This window comes from Acetobacter papayae (genome assembly GCF_047721125.1).
GTDB lineage: Bacteria > Pseudomonadota > Alphaproteobacteria > Acetobacterales > Acetobacteraceae > Acetobacter > Acetobacter papayae.
Genome location: NZ_JBDNWF010000013.1, coordinates 16,471 through 38,099 on the forward strand (window position 1 = coordinate 16,471; position 21,629 = coordinate 38,099).

At 59.4% G+C, this 21,629-nt stretch carries 22 protein-coding genes, 1 tRNA gene and 1 pseudogene; 12 read left to right on the forward strand and 12 right to left on the reverse strand.

The window, feature by feature from the left end; all coding sequences use genetic code 11:
* Positions 1-12 precede the first annotated feature (12 nt).
* On the reverse strand, positions 13-1,140 hold the full coding sequence (locus tag ABF757_RS06000) for a hypothetical protein (protein WP_148300004.1): 1,128 nt from the start codon (positions 1,138-1,140) through the stop codon (positions 13-15).
* A 251-nt stretch (positions 1,141-1,391) separates the two neighbouring features.
* On the opposite strand from ABF757_RS06000, the gene ABF757_RS06005 reads away from it, so the two are divergent.
* The gene (locus tag ABF757_RS06005) at positions 1,392-1,862 is read left to right on the forward strand and encodes a DUF4186 domain-containing protein (RefSeq protein ID WP_415481389.1); all 471 of its coding nucleotides are present in this window, start codon (positions 1,392-1,394) and stop codon (positions 1,860-1,862) included.
* Here the strand turns inward: ABF757_RS06005 and ubiM are convergent.
* From ubiM to ABF757_RS06050, 9 genes and pseudogenes are all read right to left on the reverse strand, one after another.
* Positions 1,851-3,059, reverse strand: coding sequence for a 5-demethoxyubiquinol-8 5-hydroxylase UbiM (gene ubiM / locus ABF757_RS06010; protein WP_415481353.1), 1,209 nt, complete (start codon positions 3,057-3,059; stop codon positions 1,851-1,853). The genes ABF757_RS06005 and ubiM overlap by 12 nt on opposite strands.
* Positions 3,056-3,658: a nitroreductase family protein gene (locus tag ABF757_RS06015; RefSeq protein ID WP_415481354.1), complete on the reverse strand. Its 603-nt coding sequence runs from the start codon at positions 3,656-3,658 to the stop codon at positions 3,056-3,058. The genes ubiM and ABF757_RS06015 overlap by 4 nt, the downstream gene beginning before the upstream one ends.
* 94 nt (positions 3,659-3,752) lie before the next feature.
* A complete protein-coding gene (locus ABF757_RS06020; RefSeq protein ID WP_025860104.1) occupies positions 3,753-4,130 on the reverse strand; it encodes a histidine triad nucleotide-binding protein in 378 nt (125 codons plus the stop codon).
* Positions 4,131-4,133: 3 nt separating this feature from the next.
* Positions 4,134-4,601, reverse strand: a complete 468-nt coding sequence (locus tag ABF757_RS06025; RefSeq protein ID WP_025860105.1) for a phosphoribosyl-ATP diphosphatase — start codon at positions 4,599-4,601, stop codon at positions 4,134-4,136.
* Position 4,602: 1 nt separating this feature from the next.
* Positions 4,603-5,385 carry an imidazole glycerol phosphate synthase subunit HisF gene (gene hisF / locus ABF757_RS06030; RefSeq protein ID WP_025860106.1) on the reverse strand — a complete coding sequence of 261 codons (783 nt, stop codon included), beginning with the start codon at positions 5,383-5,385 and terminating at the stop codon, positions 4,603-4,605.
* Positions 5,379-6,728: pseudogene (gene hisA / locus ABF757_RS06035) on the reverse strand (1-(5-phosphoribosyl)-5-[(5-phosphoribosylamino)methylideneamino]imidazole-4-carboxamide isomerase). The gene hisF and the pseudogene hisA overlap by 7 nt, the downstream one beginning before the upstream one ends.
* A complete protein-coding gene (gene hisH / locus ABF757_RS06040; RefSeq protein WP_415481356.1) occupies positions 6,728-7,387 on the reverse strand; it encodes an imidazole glycerol phosphate synthase subunit HisH in 660 nt (219 codons plus the stop codon). The pseudogene hisA and the gene hisH overlap by 1 nt, the downstream one beginning before the upstream one ends.
* Before the next feature lie 72 nt (positions 7,388-7,459).
* Entirely contained in the window at positions 7,460-8,056 is a 597-nt protein-coding gene (gene hisB, locus ABF757_RS06045) for an imidazoleglycerol-phosphate dehydratase HisB (RefSeq protein ID WP_415481357.1), read from the reverse strand.
* A gap of 96 nt (positions 8,057-8,152) precedes the next feature.
* Positions 8,153-10,201: an NAD(+) synthase gene (locus tag ABF757_RS06050; RefSeq protein ID WP_415481358.1), complete on the reverse strand. Its 2,049-nt coding sequence runs from the start codon at positions 10,199-10,201 to the stop codon at positions 8,153-8,155.
* 184 nt (positions 10,202-10,385) lie between these two features.
* On the opposite strand from ABF757_RS06050, the gene ABF757_RS06055 reads away from it, so the two are divergent.
* Positions 10,386-10,460, forward strand: a tRNA-Gly gene (locus ABF757_RS06055).
* A gap of 200 nt (positions 10,461-10,660) precedes the next feature.
* On the opposite strand, the gene ABF757_RS06060 is transcribed toward ABF757_RS06055, so the two are convergent.
* A complete protein-coding gene (locus ABF757_RS06060) occupies positions 10,661-11,707 on the reverse strand; it encodes an exodeoxyribonuclease VII large subunit (protein WP_415481359.1) in 1,047 nt (348 codons plus the stop codon).
* A 291-nt stretch (positions 11,708-11,998) separates the two neighbouring features.
* On the opposite strand from ABF757_RS06060, the gene ABF757_RS06065 reads away from it, so the two are divergent.
* The 10 genes from ABF757_RS06065 (at position 11,999) to ABF757_RS06110 (ending at position 21,141) form a co-directional block, all read left to right on the forward strand.
* On the forward strand, positions 11,999-12,172 hold the full coding sequence (locus ABF757_RS06065; protein WP_415481390.1) for a tlde1 domain-containing protein: 174 nt from the start codon (positions 11,999-12,001) through the stop codon (positions 12,170-12,172).
* A gap of 1,074 nt (positions 12,173-13,246) precedes the next feature.
* Positions 13,247-14,233 carry an ABC transporter substrate-binding protein gene (locus ABF757_RS06070; protein ID WP_415481361.1) on the forward strand — a complete coding sequence of 329 codons (987 nt, stop codon included), beginning with the start codon at positions 13,247-13,249 and terminating at the stop codon, positions 14,231-14,233.
* On the forward strand, positions 14,230-15,033 hold the full coding sequence (locus ABF757_RS06075; protein ID WP_415481362.1) for an ABC transporter permease: 804 nt from the start codon (positions 14,230-14,232) through the stop codon (positions 15,031-15,033). Before ABF757_RS06070 ends, ABF757_RS06075 begins: the two co-directional genes overlap by 4 nt.
* A complete protein-coding gene (locus ABF757_RS06080; RefSeq protein WP_415481363.1) occupies positions 15,030-15,869 on the forward strand; it encodes an ABC transporter ATP-binding protein in 840 nt (279 codons plus the stop codon). Before ABF757_RS06075 ends, ABF757_RS06080 begins: the two co-directional genes overlap by 4 nt.
* Entirely contained in the window at positions 15,866-16,624 is a 759-nt protein-coding gene (locus ABF757_RS06085) for an SDR family NAD(P)-dependent oxidoreductase (RefSeq protein WP_415481364.1), read from the forward strand. Before ABF757_RS06080 ends, ABF757_RS06085 begins: the two co-directional genes overlap by 4 nt.
* A gap of 11 nt (positions 16,625-16,635) precedes the next feature.
* Positions 16,636-17,349 carry an SDR family NAD(P)-dependent oxidoreductase gene (locus ABF757_RS06090; RefSeq protein ID WP_415481365.1) on the forward strand — a complete coding sequence of 238 codons (714 nt, stop codon included), beginning with the start codon at positions 16,636-16,638 and terminating at the stop codon, positions 17,347-17,349.
* Between the two features lie 67 nt (positions 17,350-17,416).
* Positions 17,417-18,190, forward strand: a complete 774-nt coding sequence (locus ABF757_RS06095; protein ID WP_025860113.1) for a creatininase — start codon at positions 17,417-17,419, stop codon at positions 18,188-18,190.
* Positions 18,187-19,146: an agmatinase gene (gene speB, locus ABF757_RS06100; RefSeq protein ID WP_025860114.1), complete on the forward strand. Its 960-nt coding sequence runs from the start codon at positions 18,187-18,189 to the stop codon at positions 19,144-19,146. Before ABF757_RS06095 ends, speB (ABF757_RS06100) begins: the two co-directional genes overlap by 4 nt.
* Positions 19,143-20,108 carry an agmatinase gene (gene speB / locus ABF757_RS06105; protein WP_025860115.1) on the forward strand — a complete coding sequence of 322 codons (966 nt, stop codon included), beginning with the start codon at positions 19,143-19,145 and terminating at the stop codon, positions 20,106-20,108. Before speB (ABF757_RS06100) ends, speB (ABF757_RS06105) begins: the two co-directional genes overlap by 4 nt.
* Positions 20,098-21,141, forward strand: coding sequence for a LysR family transcriptional regulator (locus ABF757_RS06110; protein WP_415481366.1), 1,044 nt, complete (start codon positions 20,098-20,100; stop codon positions 21,139-21,141). Before speB (ABF757_RS06105) ends, ABF757_RS06110 begins: the two co-directional genes overlap by 11 nt.
* Here ABF757_RS06110 and ABF757_RS06115 read toward each other — a convergent pair.
* Positions 21,092-21,298, reverse strand: coding sequence for a hypothetical protein (locus ABF757_RS06115; RefSeq protein ID WP_025860117.1), 207 nt, complete (start codon positions 21,296-21,298; stop codon positions 21,092-21,094). The two genes, ABF757_RS06110 and ABF757_RS06115, sit on opposite strands and share 50 nt — an antisense overlap.
* Positions 21,299-21,629: the final 331 nt, after the last annotated feature.

The following is a 21,629-nucleotide window of genomic DNA, read 5'->3' on the forward strand; positions in this document are numbered from 1 at the left end:
CCTATCGCGGCATCAGATCAGGAATGCACTTAGTCCTGAACTCCACAGCACGAGAAATACGGCCTGAAGCATCGCGCATAACAGCAGCATGACCTGACGGATAAACGGAGGGAACATGCCAAAGGCTGAGGACAGGATGCACAGCATGGCCGGGTTGGCGAACAGATAGCGCGGGGAGGATTCCAGTGGTCCTTCTCCAACGGCCGCGCAGAACGTGACAATCAGTAAGGCGGCCTCTGTATAAAAGCCCCGCCATGCACCCCAAAGAGCAATGCCGAGCCCCGCAAGGGCCATACCCGCCAGATAGGTCTGGCTTCTTGCCTGAGCGGTAACGAATAAACTGGCCTTCAGGTCATGTGTCTGTAAACCCTGTAGAACATGTACGAGCGGATTGGTAAAACCAAGCCCTCGGCCCCAGGCAATCTCTGCATGAGCAAATGCAAACGGATCGCCCAGACGGATTTGCAGGAACGTCATATAGGCCAGCAGGCCCGCACTGCTTATGACTGCCGTACCAACCAGTGGGAGAGATTGGTGCAGTTTTTCCTGCATGGTGTTTTTTCTGAACCAGATGCTCAGCCACGTAAGGATACATAAGGTGGCAATGATCAGAGACCCGGTAGGCCGTGTTGCTGACAAAACAACACCTGCCAGCCCCGCCTGCCACCAGTGGCGCCTGTATAGCAGAAATGTAAATGCAATGAGAGCAAGGCCGTAAATGGCTTCTGTATAGGGAATGATAAAGTAAAAACTGTACGGAAACATCGAAAAAAGAACGATAATAAGGTTGCTGTTTTGAAAACTATACCGTTCTTTCATGTAGTAAACGGCAACCGTGCTCATCACGGAAGCAAAAGTCGCGTTTGCAATAATGGCCAGCGTGGGGAAGCTCAGATGAATAACCGCACGGATATAATGCATCAATAATGGAAAGAACGGGAAAAAAGCGTAGTTTTTATACATCCCGAGCACGGGCACCGGGGGGGTGTGGTCATAGCCGTTCAGTACGATATCACTATACCAGCCGCAGTCCCACCGGCACACGGTTCCGGGGAATTTGCCAAAAGGCTGCGAAACAAGAGCAAAAAAACCAATCAGGCAGACATTGATAAATAACGAGGATATGAAAAGTCGCGCCATGGGGGTGCTTAATATTTTCGTATCTAAAATTTTCAGCATGCGCAGCTACCATATCCGAATGTTTGACTGGCTCATGGCGATGTCCAGCGTGGTTTTACCGTGAGTGTTATCGTTGCGGACTACGATACAGCACAAATAATAGAAATTAAAAAACGATACGGTTCCGGCTGGCCACATGCTTCCCGCCCGGTGGCTGGAAACACCTGCACGGCCACCCCATATGGGCAGGCATGACACGACAGCCCACCCCCGTGCAGCAGGAAGACCTTTTTGCGCAGGCTCCCCCGCTTTCTAAGCCCGTATCGGTGCCCTCTGTGCAGACTGCTGTTCCTGCGGATTTATGGAACAGGCTGGCGCGTTCTGCCTTTCGCAGCCGTTTTCATCTGGGCGCACAGGAGCGCGCCTATCTGGAGGAAAAGGGGGAAGACGCTGTTCTGCTTCACGGGCAGGACTTCATTGCAAAACGCCTTGCCCCGGCGCATCCCGCGCGGGATGGACGGCAGACACCGTGGAAAGGGCATCCGGTTTTTGTCGCACAGCATGCCACCGGCACATGCTGCCGGGGGTGTTTGCACAAATGGCATGGTCTGCCCGAGGGGGTGGCGCTTGATGCTGGCCAGCAGGCTTATGTGCTGGCGGTTATTGCCGCATGGATTGAGCGCGACAGGCGGAGGGCTCTGGCTCCCGGCCCACGGGGGGCCGGGAAAACATCAGGGCGTTGAGGGCTCGCGGTCCATCAGCAGGGCTGTCACGGCTTTTTTGAAGGGCGTGAAACGCTCCGCCAGTCGCAGGCCAGCTTCACGCATTTGCCGGAATGGCGGGCCATCATGGGTGTAAAGCGAGGCAATGCCGTTTGTACCCGCAAAGAGCGGGGCCGTGGCCATACGGTGCTGGCGTTCGAACTGACGCAACCCCTGCGCGTTACCTGCATCTCCCGTGCGGGCAACGGCTGCAGCCACGGCATCCACCAGCGTTTTCTGGCCTTTCAGGCCCAGGTTGAAGCCATGGGCGGTAATGGGGTGCATACCCACGGCGGCATCGCCTACAAGGGCTAGCCTGCGTGCGGTAAACCGGTGTGCATAAACGCCTTTGAGCGGATAGACATGCCGCGTGCTGACCAGCCGCATGGTGCCAAGCCGCTGGTCTACCCGCTGCGTGATTTCGGCATTGAAGGCCTCACGCGGGAGGGTCTGCAGCCGCTGGATCTCGGTGGCGGGCAGTGTCAGCACCAGCGATGAGGCGTGGCCATTAACAGGCAGGAGGGCAACGGTCTGCCCCTCATCAAACCATTGCAGGGCCACATTGTGGTGTGCGGACTCATGCGCCATGCGGCAGACAAGCATGGAGCGCTCGAAATCATGAATAATGGCGCCAATGCCAGCCCGCCTGCGGGTGGGGGAAAAACGGCCATCAGCCCCGACCACAAGCCGCGCGTTGATCTGGCTGTCGCCAAAATGGATCGCTGCGTAATCCTGTCCCTGCCGGATCGTATCCACCTCGGTACCGGCCAGCAGCGTCAGACCGGGTTGGCGGCTGGCGGCGGCAAACAGCGCGCGGCGGATCAGGCAGTTGGAAACCAGCCAGCCCAGTGCCTCAACGCCCTGTCCCTGAGTGTCAAAGCGCAGGGGGTGGCGGAAATGCCCGGTTTCAACACGCGCTTCCTTGAGCGGGCAGATTACGGCGGAGGGAATGAAGTCCCATGCCCCGGCCTGCTGTAGCAGGCGGACGGATTCATGCGTGAGGGCGATTTCGCGCCCGTCAAAGCCCGGTTCTTCCCACTGGTTGCGCGCGCCGCGTTCCAGAACGGTGGTGCGCAGCCCGGCCTTGGCCATCATCAGGGCTGTGGCGAGCCCGACCGGGCCACCGCCGATGACGACAACATCGGCCGTGGTGGGGGTGGTTTTAGGGCTGTCTGTCATGGTGTGTGGCTTTCGTCCTGCCCGAACACTGGCGGCGTGCCATCCCATAGTGCCATGAAACCAGCCGGGTCGGGGCGGGTATGGGCGGGCAGCGGCGCATCTGGTGTGCCCACAAAAATGAAACCCGCCAGCTTGTGGGGGGCTTCAAACCCGAATTCCGCTGCCAGAACGGGGTCCTGCGTAATAGGGCCGGAAACCCAGATACCGCCAAAACCCTCCGCGTGCAGGGCATTGAGAATGTTCATGGCCCCAGCGCCCACGCTCATTTCCTGCTCCCAGAGCGGGATTTTATGGTCCGGTTGCAGGTGCATGCCCAGCACGATGGTCATGGGCATGGTGGCCATGCGCTGGCGGCGTTTATCAAGGTTGAACTGTGGGGTTTGCGGGGCTACCCGCAGCGTGCTGGCCACCACTTTTTCCGCCAGAATGGAGCGGGCTTCTCCCTGCACGATCACGTAGCGCCATGGCTGGAGCCGCCCGTGGTCGGGTGCGCGCAGGGCGGTGGCCACAATCTGCTCAAGCTGCGCACCGGAGGGGGCAGGGTCTTTCAGCCGGTCGGTGGAAGCGCGGGAGAGAAGAACATCCATAGGCGAGGTCATGGCATGGATTCCTGTTCAGCGTCTGTGCGGGGCCGTGTCAGCCATGGCCGGGTGGTGTGGGGGATTTTAAGCCCCATACCGCCCGTGCCGAACTTCAGAGCGGGAAGGCGGGCAGGGCTTTGCCCCCCAGCAGGTGCAGGTGGAAATGCGGCACTTCCTGTCCGCTGTCGGTGCCTGCGTTGGTAATGATGCGGTAGCCGTTTTCTTCCAGCCCGAGGGTACGGGCAATCTCGCCCGTGGCCTGCATGACGCCTGCTATTTCCTCGGCCGGGGCTTTGCTGAAATCCATGAAAGAAACATACGGATTGCGCGGAATGATCAGCACATGCACGGGGGCCTTGGGGGCGATATCGTAAAACGCCAGCACCCATTCATTTTCAAAAACGGTCTTGCACGGAATTTCACCACGCAGGATGCGCGCGAAGATATTCTGCGTATCGTAAGGCCCCTTGCCGGTAACAGGCGTGCTCATGCTTTATTCCTTTTCTGGCTGGGGCGTGCGTGGCCGTGAGGCTTTTTCGGCAATGCCGCTCGTGCCTTCGCGCCGGCGCAGCTCGGCCCACACCTCTTCAGGCGTAATGCCCGCGTCCACCCACAAGACGATGAGATGGTAAAGGACATCAGCACTTTCGCCAATAAGGTGGTCGTTACGGCCAGCCACGGCTTCGATCAGACATTCGACCGCTTCTTCACCGAATTTCTGCGCGATCTTGTAGGTGCCGCGCGAAAGCAGGCGTGCCGAGTGGCTGAGCGAGGGGTCGCCCCCCTTGCGGCTCTGGACAACGGCATAGAGCCGTTCCAGCACTGTGCTGTCTGCTTCGATGGCCAGATCGGTTGCGGCCTCGTTCTTGCGCTTGGCAGGCTTTGCGGGTTTGGCAGTTTTCCCACGCTTGCCCTGAGTGGCGGCCGGGCTTGCCGCTGCGGTATCGACTTTCTTGATCATGTCACGAAAAATCCTGAAAGGGAGCGGGAGAAGGGCGCACGGGCAGCCTGGCCTGTGCTAGTGCCGCCTTGACCTCGGCAATGGTGAATTGCCCGAAATGGAATACACTGGCCGCCAGCAGCCCGGTAGCGCCAGCGGCGGCACCTTCCACAAAATGCTCGAGCGCGCCCACACCGCCCGAGGCCACAATGGGCAGCCGCACGGCACGGGTGGCCGCGCGCAGCAGGGCGAGGTCAAAGCCCGAGCGCGTGCCGTCACGGTCCATGGAGGTTAGCAGGATTTCGCCTGCACCCCGTTCGGCCACTTCCTGACACCAGGCAATGGCGTCGCGCCCGGTGGCGGTGCGGCCACCATGAGTAAAGACTTCCCAGCGGTCCGGGCCTGTCTGGCGGGCATCCACGGCCACCACTACGCACTGGCTGCCGAATTTGCGAGCTGCCTCGTTAATGAGTTCGGGGCGGCTGACGGCGGCCGAGTTCATGGCGCATTTATCGGCCCCGGCCAGCAGCAGGCGGCGCATGTCGTCCGTGGTGCGGACACCACCACCCACCGTCAGCGGCAGGAAAATGCGCGATGCGGTGCGGCTGACCACATCCAGAATGGTATCGCGGTTTTCGTGGCTGGCGGTAATGTCGAGAAAGGTCAGTTCATCCGCGCCCGCGGCATCGTACACGGCGGCCTGTTCCACCGGGTCGCCCGCATCGCGCAGGGAAACGAAATTGACCCCCTTGACCACACGCCCGTCCTTGACGTCCAGACAGGGGATGACGCGCAGCTTCAACATGCGCCAAGTACCCGCAGGGCCTCGGCGGGGTCTACCCGCCCGTCATACAGCGCGCGGCCGATAATCACGCCTTCAATGCCCGGCGCGTCACGCGCGGCATCGCGCAGGGCGACCAGATGTTCCAGCGCGCCCACGCCGCCACTGGCAATGACCGGCACACTGACAGCCCGCGCCAGATCGGCTGTCTGTTCGATATCCAGCCCTTCCAGCATGCCGTCGCGGCTGATTTCGGTAAAGATAATGGCCGCCACCCCGGCATCCTGCATGCGCAGGGCGAGGTCGGTAGCCTGCATGTCAGAAACCTCGGCCCAGCCTTCGGTAGCGACATGGCCCGCGCGTGCATCGATGCCCGCCACGACCTGACCGGGGAACGCCCGGCAGGCCTCACGCACCAGAGCGGGGTTTTTGACCGCCACAGACCCTAGAATAACCCGCGAAACCCCGGCTTCCAGCCAGCCGGCAATGGCGGCCATATCGCGCAGGCCACCGCCGAGCTGAACCGGCACATCCGTGGCTGCAATAATCGAGCGCACCGCGTCTGCATTGACCGAAGTCCCGGCAAAGGCGCCGTTCAGGTCCACAACATGCAGGCGGGTAAAGCCCGCATCATGCCAGGCTTTGGCCTGTGCACCGGGGTTGTCGGAATAGACTGTGGCATCGTCCATTTCGCCCCGGCGCAGGCGCACGCACGCGCCGTCCTTGAGGTCGATGGCCGGGTAAAGCGTGAGAGGGCGGGGGGAGGAGGCAGGGGGGAGCATGGTTCAGTCCTGCATGGTGCTGGAGGCGGAGGAAGAAAGCTGGTCCACCCTGAAAGGCGGCGTGTCGTCCAGCGGCTTAGTGAAAAACAGGCCGCGCAGGGTGTCTTCTCCCACGCGGGCGTAAAACGGGTGGCTGCCCCACTGCGTGAAGCCCGCCTGATGCAGCAGGGTAATGGCGCTGGTGCGGTTTTCAGGCACATCGGCGTTCATAACGCGAAAACCCATGTTGCGGGCCGCACTTTCCACTTCCTGCAGCAGAATGGCGCCCAGCAGGCTGCGGTGGGCGTATGGGGCCACGAACAGATGCGCCAGCGTTACGCACATGGCCTGCATTTCGTTATTGCGCGGAGAGCGGACAAGCTGTGCCCCCCCCATGATGACGCCATCCTGACGGACGGCAAACAGCATGCGCTCGGGCACCATGAGCAGGCCACGGAAATAGCGCTCAAGCACCTGACGCCCCTGCGGCTGTAGCCAGTCGAAGCCATCACCATCCAGAATGGCGGCATCCACGACTTCGCACAGGGCGGTCAGGTCGTCCTCATCCAGACTCAGAATGCGCTGAACGCGAAGTTTTTCGGGCATCAGAGCTGCTCTTCTGGTTCCCAGGCCAGAAAGTTGGCCAGAATTTTCAGGCCGACGGTCTGACTTTTTTCTACATGGAACTGCGTGCCCGCCGCATTGCCCCGGCAGACAATGGCGGGAACTGCGCCACCATAGTCCGTGGTGGCCAGCAGGGTTTCACTTTCCGTGCCATGCAGGGCGTAGGAATGTACGAAATAACCGTGCGGTGCGGGGCCAAGGCCGCGCACCAGCGGGTGTTCGGGCTGGGTAAGGGTCAGTTCGTTCCACCCCATCTGCGGCAGGCGCAGGCCGGGTGCATCCATGGGGGCGATTTCTCCACGGATCCAGCCAAAGCCTTCGGTCACGCCGTGTTCCAGCCCCCGTTCGGCCATAAGCTGCATACCTACGCAGATACCAAGGAACGGCGTGCCCCCCGCAACCGCGCCCGCAATGGCGTCTTTCAGGCCGGGTGTGGCTTCCAGCCCCTGTGCGCAGGCGGCAAAGGCCCCCTGTCCGGGTAGGATGATGCGGTCAGCCCGACGAACCTCGGAGGGTTCGTTGGTTACCACCACCGCAGCGGCCAGCCCGGAGAGTTCCGAGGCGCGTACGGCCGCGCGAGCGGCAGAGGCAAGGTTGCCCCCTTCGTAATCGATAACGGCAATGGAAAGCGGCTGGGTCATGGAACCCTCCTGCTGGTCTGATCCTCCCTGACCGGGGTTGGCCGGGTCAGGGTGGTGCTCTGCCGCACCGGGTTACAGAACCCCTTTGGTGGAAGGGATGGCCCCCAGCGCGCGGGGGTCGGGCTCGCAGGCCATGCGCAGGGCGCGGGCGAGCGCCTTGAACGCGGCTTCGGCAATATGGTGGCAGTTGCGCCCTGCTTTCTGGTTCAGGTGCAGGGTGAGCATGGCGGACATGGCGAAGGCGCGGAAAAATTCCTCCACCAGTTCGGTATCCAGCGTGCCGAGGCGGTCCCGGTCGAAATGGGCGTCAAACGCCAGGAAGGGGCGGCCCGAAAGGTCCACTACGGCTTCGCACAGCGCTTCGTCCAGCGGCACCAGCGCATGGCCAAAGCGCCGCACGCCGCGTTTTTCGCCCAGAGCCTGCCGCATGGCCTGCCCCAGAGCGATGCCGGTATCCTCCACCGTGTGGTGGCCATCGATATGCAGGTCGCCCTGCACGCGCACAGTCAGGTCAAACAGCCCGTGTTTGGCCAGTGCTGTCAGCATGTGGTCAAAAAAGCCGATACCGGTTTCAACCTGTGCGGTTCCCGAACCGTCGAGGTTCAGGGTGATGGCAATATCGGTTTCGCTTGTGACGCGATGGAGCGTGGCTTGGCGTGATATGGTCATGATGTGCCGCTTATAGCCCAAGAGACCCGGTAGCGCTATCGGCCTTGCGGGTTTGGGTCTGTTCGTGATGCGTTGTGCCTGTGGTGGGGTATGGGGTCAGGCTTTGGGCACGCCCTGCTCAAGGTTTTCCAGCCAGAGCCGGGCATTGCCATCCGAGGGGGCGCGCCAGTCACCCCGGGGGGAGAGGCCACCACCCGCCATCACTTTTGGGCCATTGGGCATGGCCGAGCGCTTGAACTGGCTGGTAGCCAGAAAACGGCGCAGGAAAACACCCAGCCAGTGGCGGATAACGGGCAACTCATAAGCCGTGCGGGCCTGTGGGTCGAAGCCGGGGGGCCATTCCCCCTTCTGTGCATCGGCCCATGCGTGTTCTGCCAGAAAGGCAATGCGCGTGGGGGTAAAGCCATGGCGCAGGATGTGATAAAGCGTGAAGTCATGCAGCGCATACGGGCCGATGATTTCTTCGGTCTTCTGGCTTTCCCCTTCGGTGGCGGGTACCAGCTCGGGCGATATTTCGGTGTTCAGCACCGTTTCAAGCACGGTGCTGACGCTAGGTGCGAACTGACCCGAGGCAATGCACCAGCGGATCAGATGCTGGATGAGCGTTTTGGGCAGACCGGCATTGACGCCGTAATGCGCCATCTGGTCGCCCACGCCGTAGGTGCACCAACCGAGTGCCAGTTCCGACAGGTCTCCCGTGCCGATCACCAGCCCCCCGTGCTGGTTGGCGAGACGGAACAGGAAGTCCGTCCGCAATCCGGCCTGCACGTTTTCAAAGGTGATGTCATGCACAGGCTCGCCCTGCGCGAAGGGGTGGCCGATTTCGCCCAGCATGAGCCGGGCCGCGGGGCGGATATCCAGTGTCTGGGCATGGATACCCAGTTCGCGCATCAGGGCCAGTGCGCTGTCCAGTGTTTTATCGGTGGTGCCGAAACCGGGCATGGTGTAGCCGCGCACGGCCTCGCGCGGCCAGGCCAGGGCATCGGCTGCACGCACGGCCACCAGCAGCGCATGTGTCGAATCCAGCCCGCCCGATATGCCAATAACCATGCTGCGTGCGCCGCTGGTTTTGAGCCGCTGCACAAGGGCTGAAACCTGAATGGCAAAAGCCTCGGAGCAGTCCTGCTCCAGCCTTGCGGGGTCTGAGGGCACAAAGGGAAAGCGCGCCACGGGCCGCCGCAGGCCCAGAGTGTCCATGGGGGGGGCCAGAGTAAACCCGATGCGCCGCCACGGCCTGCCGCTGTCCTGCGCCCGCGCGCATGCACTGAACGAGCCCATGCGCTGGCGTTCCTGCCGCAGCAGTGTCAGGTCCGTATCCGCCAGCACCATGCGTGCGCCGGAGGGAAAGCGCTCGCTCTGGGCCAGCAGCGTGCCGTTTTCAAAAATGGCGGTTTGGCCGTCCCATGCCAGATCGGTGGTGGATTCGCCCTCACCGGCGGCAGCGTAAAGATAGGCGGCAATACAGCGGGCTGATTGCGAACGGCACAGCATGGCGCGTGTTTCGGCCTTGCCCACGGTGATGTCGCTGGCGGAGAGATTGGCAATGAGCGTGGCCCCCGCCAGAGCCTGCGCGGTGGAGGGCGGGGCGGGCACCCACAGGTCTTCGCATAGTTCCACGCCAAGGCAGAAACCCGGCAGGTCCGAGGCTTCAAACAGCAGATCAACCCCAAAGGGAACGGCGCCACCGGGAAGGGGGAGGGTTTCTTGAAAGAGGTCTGCTCCCGAAGTGAAGTGCCGGCTTTCGTAAAACTCGCGGTAATCAGGCAGGAAACTCTTGGGTACCACCCCCAGAATCCGCCCGCGATGGATAACAACACCGCAGTTGTAAAGCGTATGGCGCAGCCGCAAGGGGGCGCCCACCACAATAACGGGGAGCAGGTCGCGCGTGCGGGCCGCCAGATCGGCCAGCGTGGTTTCCACGGTGTTCAGCAGGGCTTCCTGCTGGATCAGGTCTTCTATCGAATAGCCGGTCAGCCCCAGTTCGGGAAAAACGCACAGGCTGGCTCCTTCCCGCGCACAGGCTTGCGCCACGGCGAGAATCTGCTCGGCATTGGTGGCGGGGTCCGCCAGACTGACAGGCACGGTACAGGCCGCAATCCGGGCAAATCCCTGATGATAGAGCGAACGGAATACGGATGAAGCCACGATCTTACCCTTCCTGCTGCCGGAATGGCCGCCCCCTGTTTAGCAGGGTAAAAAAAACCACGCCAACCCGCCAGCGCAGAACACACAGAAGCGCGAACAGGGGTGAAGATGATAAAAAAGAAAGATTTTTCAATTTTCCCTCTTGCGCAGTGTGCCCATCAGCCGTAAAAGGCAGCCATCCAATGCGGGCGTAGCTCAGGGGTAGAGCACAACCTTGCCAAGGTTGGGGTCGTGGGTTCGAATCCCATCGCCCGCTCCAGATTTTATGGTAAGTCTGGAGCGGTTCAGGATAAAAGAAAAAACTTTTCTTTCATCCTTATGCATTGTCGATAATCAATAGAAAAATTAAGTATAAAAGCAGCCACTATCAGGGCTTTTCCTGATTGATCTGTTTCCCGTCCGCCATGTTGCATGGTGTTGGGGCCTGCCCGTTTGCCGGGCAGGGTTTTACTGTGCGGTTTAGAGCATCCGGGCGAGTGCAAGCCCGACCAGTGTGCCCAGTGCGAGCAGTTTCAGGGTTGTATGGTTTCTGAGCCATTCTGGCAGGGCTGATCCAGCCGGAGCATGCTTACCAGCCATGGCAGGCGGGGTGATCGTTTCCACGCGTCGTGGTTCCGCCTCCCGCTGCTCGCGAAAGCGCGTCGCGCGGATTTTCATGATCTGGTCCCCCACATACTGCCCCGCCGCGGAGGGCGTGGTAGCGGGGTGATCGGCCACCAGTTCCGCCAGCGACGTGTCTGCACTATGGCCGAGGCCCAGCACCCTGTACGCGCGCGAGTGGGCAAGGGCTTCGAGCACATCGGGGTGGTCGAACACGCGAAAATCCGAAGCAGGTCCACCGCCCCGTACAACGGCCACAATCGCTGTGCTGGCATCGCGAATGGCCGCGGCAATGCGGATAGGGTCATTCATGGATACCGGTACCAGAATGCGCCGGCCTGCCGAAACCCTGTCCTGCAGGGCGTTCAGGAAATCGTCCGCCACGCGGGCTTCTGATGAGGCGGAATGAATCAGGGTGAGTGTCGGCTCTGGCTGTTCAGGAAAAGCATGACGCTTGCGGGGCAGGTGGCGCAGCAGGTCCAGCAGGGGGCGTTCCTGACGGCGGCGGTTATGGGACGGCTCTTCATCAAGGGAAATCGCCAGCGCGTTGAGCCGGAGCGAAATCTCTCCACGGAAAAGATTGGCACCAATCCGGCCTACCACCCGCACCTGATCGCCGGGTTCGATACCGCTACCATTGAGTGCTGTTTTATCGATATCCATATGGATGACCGACCCATCCGCCAGATCCTCGATAGGCACTTGATAATAACGGGGTGCCTTGGGGGCCCGGTCGGAATAATGCCCCAGCACCCCGACAAGTGTAACGGGAAAAGCCCAGTCGCAAATCTGTGCGGTAATCTGGCTCAGACCATCGGCGAATAATCGTTCGACCTGTGCTGGACGAAGAAGGGGAGCCTGCCCGGTGGACCCGGGGTTTGCAAAAGCGCGAATCAGCGTAGTCATGTGCGCATTATGCCCGGTTTCTCTTTGCAATCTAGGGCCTGTTCTTTCTGGAAACTTTTTCTAGAGTGTCAGCATACAGGTCAGACATTTTCACAGATCAAAACAGGGGTGATCAGGGAGAGGCTGATTGAAGCGGTTTGCCCATAAGGCAAGACCCCGCTGCATAAAGCTTCAATATCCACGATATTCTGGTGCAACGAGAATGATGTGATCTGATGTAGATTTAGAACGTAAAGGACGAATGCCATAAATCAAAACAAGGAAGCCAATACCCAATTCTTTATGAAGGGAATGTATATCTGGCTTATACAGAAGAGGGGTGGCTGGGTTATGAAAAAGGAAGAAAAAATAGGGAAACAGACAATCGTTAACGGTATTCGCCGTGGAAATTTTCGTCTTTACCCAGAAGGTGAGCTGAAGTTCAGTGAAGGCTGTATTACTGTCGTTAATTTGATTGATTTTTAGAGAGTGTCTGATGCTTTGCGAAAAAATGGAGCTTCATTATCCATGCCGGGCGGCGGCAAGGCTTACGGAACGGTCGTTGTAAAATGAAAAAAGTGATTAAAATATCTATTTTTATTCTTAAAGTTTTTTTCTTCTTTTAGAAGTCTATGCTGCCTTGATTGGCGGTGGAATTATTTTAGATTGCATTAATAGTTTCCCCGGTGTAATGCCTCGCGATCTCGAGATAACCTTGAAAACCATTCTTCGTTTCATAGAAACTGAAGATATGATTGACCACTCCCGAAGTGGAAGATTTCGCCGAGCTCATAGTTATATTCCTCGGAGCGGCGTTCTGTGGTGTTATTATATATGGTCTTCATAAACTGGCTGTTAAATTAATCAGACGACGGTCGCGCCAGAAAAGCCCTGACCCGCAGGCATAATTGTTTATTACACAAAGCTGATCCCCGGTCAGGATTGGAGCCTGCCTGCGGCAAGGATGCCTGACAGAGGTTTTGCTTGCCACCATCCACAGAGGAAGGTGGCAAGAGCGTCGAGCATGGCTACCGCCAAAGGCAGTGCATGAGCCTGCCCGGGGGCAGTCTGCGATCATGCTGACTGTTATGTTATAGCCATCGTGAGAGCGACGCCATTGCGTCATGATGGTCTTGCTTGCGACGAGCGCGATCCCGTTTGGAAGTTCTCGCCGTCTTGTGGTGAGCCCTGATATCCGTTCCAGAGGGATATACCATGCCGAGTCCGGCCCCCTGTTGTTTCTGAACCCGTTGTAACAGATGCGTTCCAGGCACTCAGTTCCGTTTGCCGGATGAAACGCTGCGCCGCCCTTCACCATGGCTCTGCTTTCCTGCTTCCACCCCGGCAAAAAGAATAAAAAACTCAACAAATACAATGCATTGAGTCTTGTTGTGGGTCTGATGAATTACGCTATCGTGCCCGGTTCGGTGGGGTGGTGGCGCGTGTGAGGCCTGCGCCATACATTGGCGTATATCGATATAATGTTCGGAATATTTTGATACACCTTAACCAAACGTGCGATTAATATGTTAACGTAACGTTGTGGTAGTGGGGTGTGAGATGAAGTCTGTCAAAGTACTGGCCGTTGCTCTGGGGTTGACCTGTTCTACTGGTGCGTATGCGGAGGATACGATCCGCATCATGGCGCCTGTCTGGTCTGGATTCGCACCTGTTTTTGTGGCGCAGGATATGGGCTGCTTCCACGATGCCAACCTGAATGTGGATCTGAAATTCGCGGATGAACGCGCCGATGTCATGGCCGCCATGGCCCATGGCAGCATCGAGATGGAAATGCGCACCATCAGCGAGTATCAGGGCCGCCCGCGCGACAATGATACCCCCGGCGTTATCATCGGGCCGATTGACCGCAGCATGGGCGGCGATGGTGTCGTGGTTGACGGGGCTATCCACGACGTAACGGAACTCAAGGGCAAGACCATTGCATCAGAAAGCAATGTGCCCGGGCTTATGCTTTTGCAGCTTGAACTGCACAAGCACGGCATGTCGCTTGCGGATATGAAGATCAAGGAAATCCTGACTTCCGACAGCGTTGCGGTTTTTGCCGATACGAGTCTTGCAGCCGTTGTAACCTATCAGCCGTTCCTGCAGCAGATCATGAGCATTGATCAGGCCCGTAAGCCAAAAGTCCTTGTGTCTTCGGCTGACTATCCTGATTATATTGTGGATGTGATGATTGCCCGCAATGATGATCTGGCGGCCAATCCCGGCAAGTATTCGCGCTTTCTGTCGTGCATCTACAAGGCGGTGGATTACCATAAAACCCATAATGCGGAATTTGCGCGCATGGCTGCGCCGCATTTCAACCTGTCAGTTGATGATTTCCAGAAAAGCATTAATGGCAGCCTTGAATATACCGGGCTTGAACAGTCTTCCGCCTATATGGGCACACCGCAGAAACCCGGCCCCATTAACGGTATTTTTAACACCCTCATGGATCTGAATGTTGAAAACGGCGCGGCCTCGGTAAAGCTGGATGCAACACGCGCCATCAACAGTGCGCCGATCGCGGCTCTGTCCACGCCATGAGCAGCGCATCCTCTTCCGGGGGGCTGCTGCGTTTTCGCTCGGCGGTGCCGCGTGCGGCGGTTGTGGTTGCGGCCTTTCTGGGGGCCGCGACATTTCTGGGGGCGTGGTGGCTTATTGTGGCGCTGCATGTTGTAGCGCCCATCTTCCTGCCCTCGCCCGCAACCGTGGCCCGCGCGTTCTGGACCATGTGTGCCGATGGCGTGGCCATGCCCAATGCGCTGATTTCCATTGGCCGGGTGTGGTCCGCTTTCCTGCTATCCGTGCTGATTGCGGTGCCGCTTGGTATTCTGATGAGCGGCTACAGGATTATAGGTGCGTTTCTTGAGCCGCTGATCGATTTCATCCGCTACCTGCCTGTGCCCGCACTGGTGCCGCTGGCCATCATCTGGTTTGGCGTGGGGGAGGAAACCAAGATTTTCCTGCTCTGGCTGGGTACGTTCTTCCAGCTTGTGCTGATGGTGGCCGCCGATATGAAGCGTGTCCCCGGTGAGTATTTTGAAACGGCCTATACGCTGGGGGCCAAACCGCACGAGACACTGGGCACGGTGGCGCTGCCCGCCATGTTGCCCCAGCTTATGGACAGCATGCGCATAAGCCTCGGCTGGTGCTGGACGTATGTCATTATTGCCGAAATCGTGGCCTCGGATAGCGGTCTGGGTTTTGTTATCTGGACGGCGCGCCGGTTCATGAAAACGGATCAGGTCATGGCGGGTGTGATCATGATCGGTCTGATCGGGTTGCTGACAGATCAGTGCCTGCGCCTGCTGCACCGCTATCTTTTCAGGTATCAGTCGTCATGAGTAACACGCTCGGTAATACGGACAACAGCACGGGTCTCGCACCCGAAGGGCAGGGCGCGTATCTGCGCTTTGAGTCCGTAACAAAGACTTTCGGCACTGTGCCTGTCGTGCAGGAGCCGTTTTCGCTGGATATTCCCGCAGGGCAGTTCGTGGTGTTTCTGGGGCCTTCGGGCTGTGGCAAAACCACCCTCATGCGCATGATCGGCGGGCTGGATACACCGTCCTCCGGGCGTATCCTGTTGCAGGGGCAGCCTGTGGGTGGGCCGGATATCCGCCGGGGTATGGTGTTTCAGTCCTATTCGTCGTTTCCGTGGCTGAGCGTGCGCAAAAATGTCGAATTTGGCATGCGTTTTCGTCGCGATATGACAAAGGCACAGAAGCGCGAAAGAGCTTCATATTTTCTTGATCTTGTTGGTCTTGCGGATTTCGCCAACAGCTATCCTTCGCGTATTTCGGGCGGTATGCGCCAGCGTGTGGCCATTGCCCGTACGCTCGCGGCGGACCCTGACGTGCTGCTGATGGATGAGCCTTTTGGCGCGCTCGATGCCAATCTGCGTGAAGACCTTCAGTATGAACTGCGGAAAATCCAGAAAAAATCTGGCAAGACAACAATTTTTGTAACACACGACGTAGAGGAAGCGGTTTTTCTGGCTGACCGTATCATCGTGTTTGGCAGCAGGCCCGCGCGGGTTATGGCGGATATGGATATCCTGTCCATGATAGGTTCCGTGCGGGATGAAACCCTGCGCGATAGTGAGCAGTTTTTTCATATCCGTACGGATATTCTTCACCTCCTGCGCGGGCGCATGCGCGAAGGTGGGCTGGAGGGCGCATGACAGCGTTCGATTTTTCTGGCCGGTCGGTTCTGATTACCGGCGCCAGCAGGGGGATAGGGCTGGGTATTGCCCGTGCCTTTGCCGCCGCCGGGGCTTCGCTCAGCCTTGTCGCGCAGGATGAAACCATGCCCGAAGTGGCCGCAACGCTCGGCGCGCGCGGCTATGTGGCCGATATCGGGAATGCGGCTGCCATGGCCGCCATTCTGCACGATCACGGCCCGGTGGATGTGCTGGTCAACAATGCAGGGCTTGAGCGCCTGACGCCCGTAACGGCGCAGGATGAGCAGACTGTCGGCCTGTTTGAGCAGGTTATCCACACCAACATTGTGGGCACCTATCATGTTACGCGGCTGGCCTTGCCGCATATGGGTGAGGGCGGGTGCATTCTTAACACCGCATCCATCTGGGGCCGTGTGGCAGAGCCGCTGTTTGGCGCGTATGTGGCGTCCAAACACGCGATTATCGGCCTGACCAAAACATGGGCGAAAGAACTCGGGCCACGCGGAATCCGCGTGAACGCGGTAGCGCCCGGCTGGGTCAAAACCGAGGCCTCGCTACGCTCGCTCGCTGCCATGGCCGAGCGCTCAGGCCGTGATGAGGCTGATCTGATGCAGGGAATACTGGATGGGCAGGCTCTGTCCGGTTTCATGAACCCTGACGATATCAGCAGCACGTATCTGTTTCTGGCATCTGCCCATGCCGCCAGCATTACCGGGCAGACATTCGGCGTCGATCGCGGCGAACATCCGTTTTAGGGGCGTGGATCATGAGTGAACGCAGGACAGGCCAGCATGTGCTGGTAACAGGGGCCGCATCGGGTATTGGGCAGGCCATTGCCCTTGCGTGGCAGGCTGCGGGCGGGCGTGTTGTCGGGCTGGATATCAAGGCTGATACCCGCTCTGGGCTAGAGATCGTAACGGTTGATCTGGCGGACCCACAGGCTACGGCGGGTGCTGTAAAACAGGCTGCCGCCCTGCTGGATGGGCGTATCGATGTGGTGGTGAACTGCGCTGGTGTTATGCTGGAGCAGGAGCTGGCACAGGTTACGCAGCAGGCACTCGACCTGACACTGGCGGTCAATCTGCGCGCGCCGGTTCTGGTGGCGCAGGCGGCCCTGCCTTTCATGGGGGAAGGCGGGTGCATTCTCAATATCGCCTCCGAACTGGCATATCTGGGCCGTGCTGGGGCGTCGCTCTACTGTGCCACCAAGGGGGCCATGCTCTCGCTCACGCGCTCATGGGCGCGTGAACTTGGCCCACGGATCAGGGTCAACGCCATTGCACCCGGCCCGGTGGATACGCCCCTGCTCAATTTTGCCGCACAGGATGAAAAAACCCGTGCGCAGGACATCTCCAACCCGATGGGCCGCATTGGCCAGCCTGACGAAATAGCGCGTGCGGCACTGTTCCTTGCATCGCCCGATGCGGGGTTCATTACCGGGCAGTGCCTGAGTGTGGATGGCGGGGCGGCCATGCACTGAACAGTGCCTGTGCCGGGTGTTTTTTAAGAACAAGATCGTTTTTCAAAACTAGAGGAATACGTTCATCATGTCTGAAACCGTTCAGCTTGCCGAACTGAGTTGGCCCGCCTTTGCGGAGCGGATTGCCCGCAACCCGGTTGTGTTCCTGCCGCTGGGTGCCACGGAGCAGCATGGCCCGCACCTGCCGCTGAATGTCGATCAGGTTCTGCCCTCCGGTGTTGCCAATTGCGTGGCGGCGGAATTGGGCGGGCTTGTGGCCCCCACTCTGCCCTATGGCTACAAGTCGCAGCCTCGTTCCGGTGGGGGGGAGCAGTTTCCCGGCTGTATCGGGCTGGATGCGGCAACGCTGTCGCTGGTTATCCGCGATGTGGTCTATCGTCTGGCGCAAAATGGCGTACGGCGGCTGGTGCTGGTGAACGGGCATTTTGAAAACGCCTGGCCTGCGGTCGAAGGGCTGGATCTGGCCATGCGCGAAATCCGGCGCGACGGGATTACGGATTTTGTGGCCATGCGTCTCGAATACTGGGATTTTGTCGAGCGCTCTACGCTGGACAAGCTGTTCCCCGATGGTTTCCCCGGCACCGAGCTGGAGCATGCAAGCCTGCTTGAAACCTCGCTCATGCTGCTGCTGCGCGAGGATCTGGTGGATATGACAAAAGTGCCGACGGATGGCCCGGCCGATTTCCCCACCTATGACCGCTGGCCCCTGCGCCCCGGTGTGGTGCCCGCTTCGGGCGTGCTGGCGCGCGCGCAGGGCTCCACGGCGGAGAAGGGGCAGTGGCTGATGGATGACCACGTGCGCCTGCTCTCCGCTGCCCTGCGCAAGGAGTTTGATCTGTGAGCACCCAACCACATGCCGTGGAAACGCAGGTGGCCGATGCCAGCATGGTGCCGCGTTTTGCCGGGGTGCCGACCTTCATGCGCCTGCCGCTGGCGACGGGCCCGGAAGGGTATGATGTCGTTTTTACCGGTATTCCCTATGATGGTGGCACAACCAATCGCTCCGGCGCGCGCCATGGCCCGCGTGAGCTGCGCAATGCCTCATCGCTCATGCGGCAGGTCAATGCCAATGGCATAGCCCCGTACGATACGCTGAAAGTGGCGGATATAGGCGATTGCCCGGTCAATCCGTTTGACGTGATGGACAGCCTTGACCTGATAAGCCGCCATTTTGCCCGTATTGCGGCTGCCGGGGCTATTCCCGTAGCGGCAGGGGGCGATCATCTGGTCAGCCTGCCCATTCTGCGCGGTCTTGCGGCGGAACGTCCGGTGGGGCTGATCCATTTCGATGCCCATACTGACACGGCGGATTCGTATTTCGGTAAAAACCGCTACACGCACGGCACGCCGTTCCGCCGCGCGGTGGAGGAAGGGCTGATCGATTGCGAACGCACGTTGCAGATCGGCCTGCGCGGCTCGCTGTACACTCCGCGCGACTATGATTACGCCCGCAATGCCGGTTTTCAGCTGATTTTGATGGATGAAGCCACGGAACTGGGGCCGGACGGCATTGTGCAGGCCATTCGCGCCCGCGTGGGTGATGGCCCGGTTTATATCTCGTTTGATGTCGACTGCCTCGATCCGGCCGTAGCACCGGGCACCGGCACGCCTGAAGCGGGCGGGTTCCTCACGCGTGAGGCCCAGCGCATGATCCGGGGGCTGAACGGGCTCGATATTGTCGGGGCGGATGTCGTGGAAGTCTCGCCACCCTTCGATGTGGGGGGGGTTACGTCTCTGGCAGGCGCAACCATTATGTTTGAATTGCTGTGCGCTATCGCGGCAGGGAGGGGCGCATGAGTGCCAACGGGTATGACAGCGGCAGGTTGGACCTGCCTTTTGTCGGCATTTGCAGTTTTGGAAAATACCCGATCCAGACAGACTGGTCGGCTATTGATGCGGATATTGCCATTCTGGGCGCACCGTTTGATGGCGGCACCCAGTGGCGTGCGGGGGCTCGTTTTGGGCCACGCAGTATCCGCGAGGCGTCCACCCTGTTCGCATTCGGCCATGCAGGGGCCTATGATCATGAGGATGACCGCGTCTATCTGGGGGGTGAGGGCAGCCGCATTGTCGATGTAGGTGATGCCGATATCGTCCATACCGATACCGAGCGCAGCCATGCGAGCATAGAGGCCGGGGTGCGCGCCATTCTGGCAGCGGGGGCGTTGCCGGTGGTGCTGGGGGGAGATCACTCGATCAATATCCCCTGTATCCGCGCGTTTGATGACCAGCCGCCCATGCACCTCGTGCAGATTGATGCGCATCTGGACTTTGTGGACGAGCGCCACGGCGTGCGCCATGGCCATGGCAACCCCATGCGCCGGGCGGCTGAGCGTTCGCATATCACGGGCATGACCCAGATCGGTATCCGCAACGTGTCCTCCACCGCGCGCGAAGGATATGATGATGCGCGCGGTTTCGGTTCAGATATTCTGAGCGTGCGACAGGTGCGCGCCATGGGGGTTGAGGCTCTGCTGGAGCGGATACCTGCAGGGGTAAACTACTACGTGTCGATCGATATCGACGGGTTCGACCCTTCGATAGCACCCGGCACGGGTACCCCCAGCCATGGCGGATTCCTGTATTACGAAATGCTGGAATTTCTGGCGGGGCTTGCCGCGCGTGGCCGTATTGCCGGGGTGGATCTGGTGGAAGTCGCCCCCGATTATGACCCCGCCCGCGTAACGCCCATTCTGGCGGCGCAGCTTCTGCTTAATCTGATCGGCCGTATCCTGTATTTCAGGAACAATGAGCGATAAACCAGAGCAGCGTTCGACACCATCCAACCCGGCCCGCCGTCAGAAAGCTCTGGCGGTGGAGCCGGGCTTTCCGCCCAAGCGCGTTGTCTCCGGGGCAACCCGTGTCCGGCGGCTCGATAACATAGACCTGCGGTTGCTGCGGGTTTTTGCTGTGCTGGCTGAAACCGGCAGCTTTGCCGCGGCACAGATTGCCCTCAACCTCAGCCAGTCCACACTCAGCACACATCTGGCGTCTCTTGAGCAGCGTTTGGGCGGGCCTTTGTGCTTGCGTGGGCGTAAGGGGTTCCGCCTGACCGCGTTCGGTCAGGAAACCCTTGAAGCCATACAGGACCTTTTTGAAAGTATTGAGCTTTTTCAGGCGCGTGTCAGTCAGGCCCCGCAGGAACTGGGCGGACGACTGCGGATTGGCAGTATCGGCGGTATTATCAACAACCCGGATATCGGGTTGCAGGATGTGCTGGCCCGCGTGATCGATCAGGTGTCCACCGTGCATGTCGATCTGCAACTGGGTATCCCGCAGGATCTGGAATTACAGGTGGCAGATGGCACGCGGGATGTGGCGATAGGCCCGTTTGCCCGCCATGCCCCCGGTGTGCGCTACCTGTCCCTGTGTGAGGAGCCGCATGCGCTGTATTGCGGGCAGGGCCATCCGTTTTTTGACATGGCGGATGAGCTGATCACCAAGGACATGATAGACCGGGCGCGTTTTTCCGTGCGGGCTTATCGTAAGCTTGAAGACCTGCAACGCATCAACCACCCGCGCGCCAGCGGCAGTATTGTGCATATGGAAGCACAGTTGATGATGATCCTGTCAGGCCGGTTCATTGGTTTTCTGCCCGAGCAGTCAGCAGCCCCATACCGGCGCGCAGGTCGCCTGCGGCCCATTCTGCCTGCTGCCTATCACTTTGTTTCGCAACACTATATTGCTTTCAGAGCCATCGATCAGAGCCGGAATGTGCTGCAGATTTTTATCCGCGAACTGCTCAGGCAGGCAGGGCGTTCCGAGGTGTTGAATGATGAAAATGCCCGATAACCAGACGGCGGATATCATCGCGGTCTGAAAAAACATGGTTATGCAGGGCGTGCACGCTTTCATGCACGGCATAGAAGCGCTTCTGGCGCGGGTTGCCGGAAGAAATGACGGTGCCGACAAAAACGCCGTTGATTTCAAGAATGATCGAGTCACGCATGGTTTTCTGTCCTGGATCGGGAAAAATCAGCTCCCGGCCAGACGCTGCGTTCAGCCGGGGAAAGGAAAAGCCTGTTGAATTGGTGCCGCGAGACATCGCGGCGGCCATGGCATTCGTGCGGGAGTCATGGGAACTTTCCTGACGGCAGTGGTGTTAACGCGCGCAGTGACTTTGGCGGCCTCTTTGCGCGGCAATGGAACGAATCTTTATGGTGTTATATTTTATTAGTCAACAAAAAATAGTGGAATAAATAAAATACAAAAATCCACTTCTCAAAACGTGACTTTATGCCCCACGGACCAAGGGGGGCGGCGCAGGGTAGTTATTACGA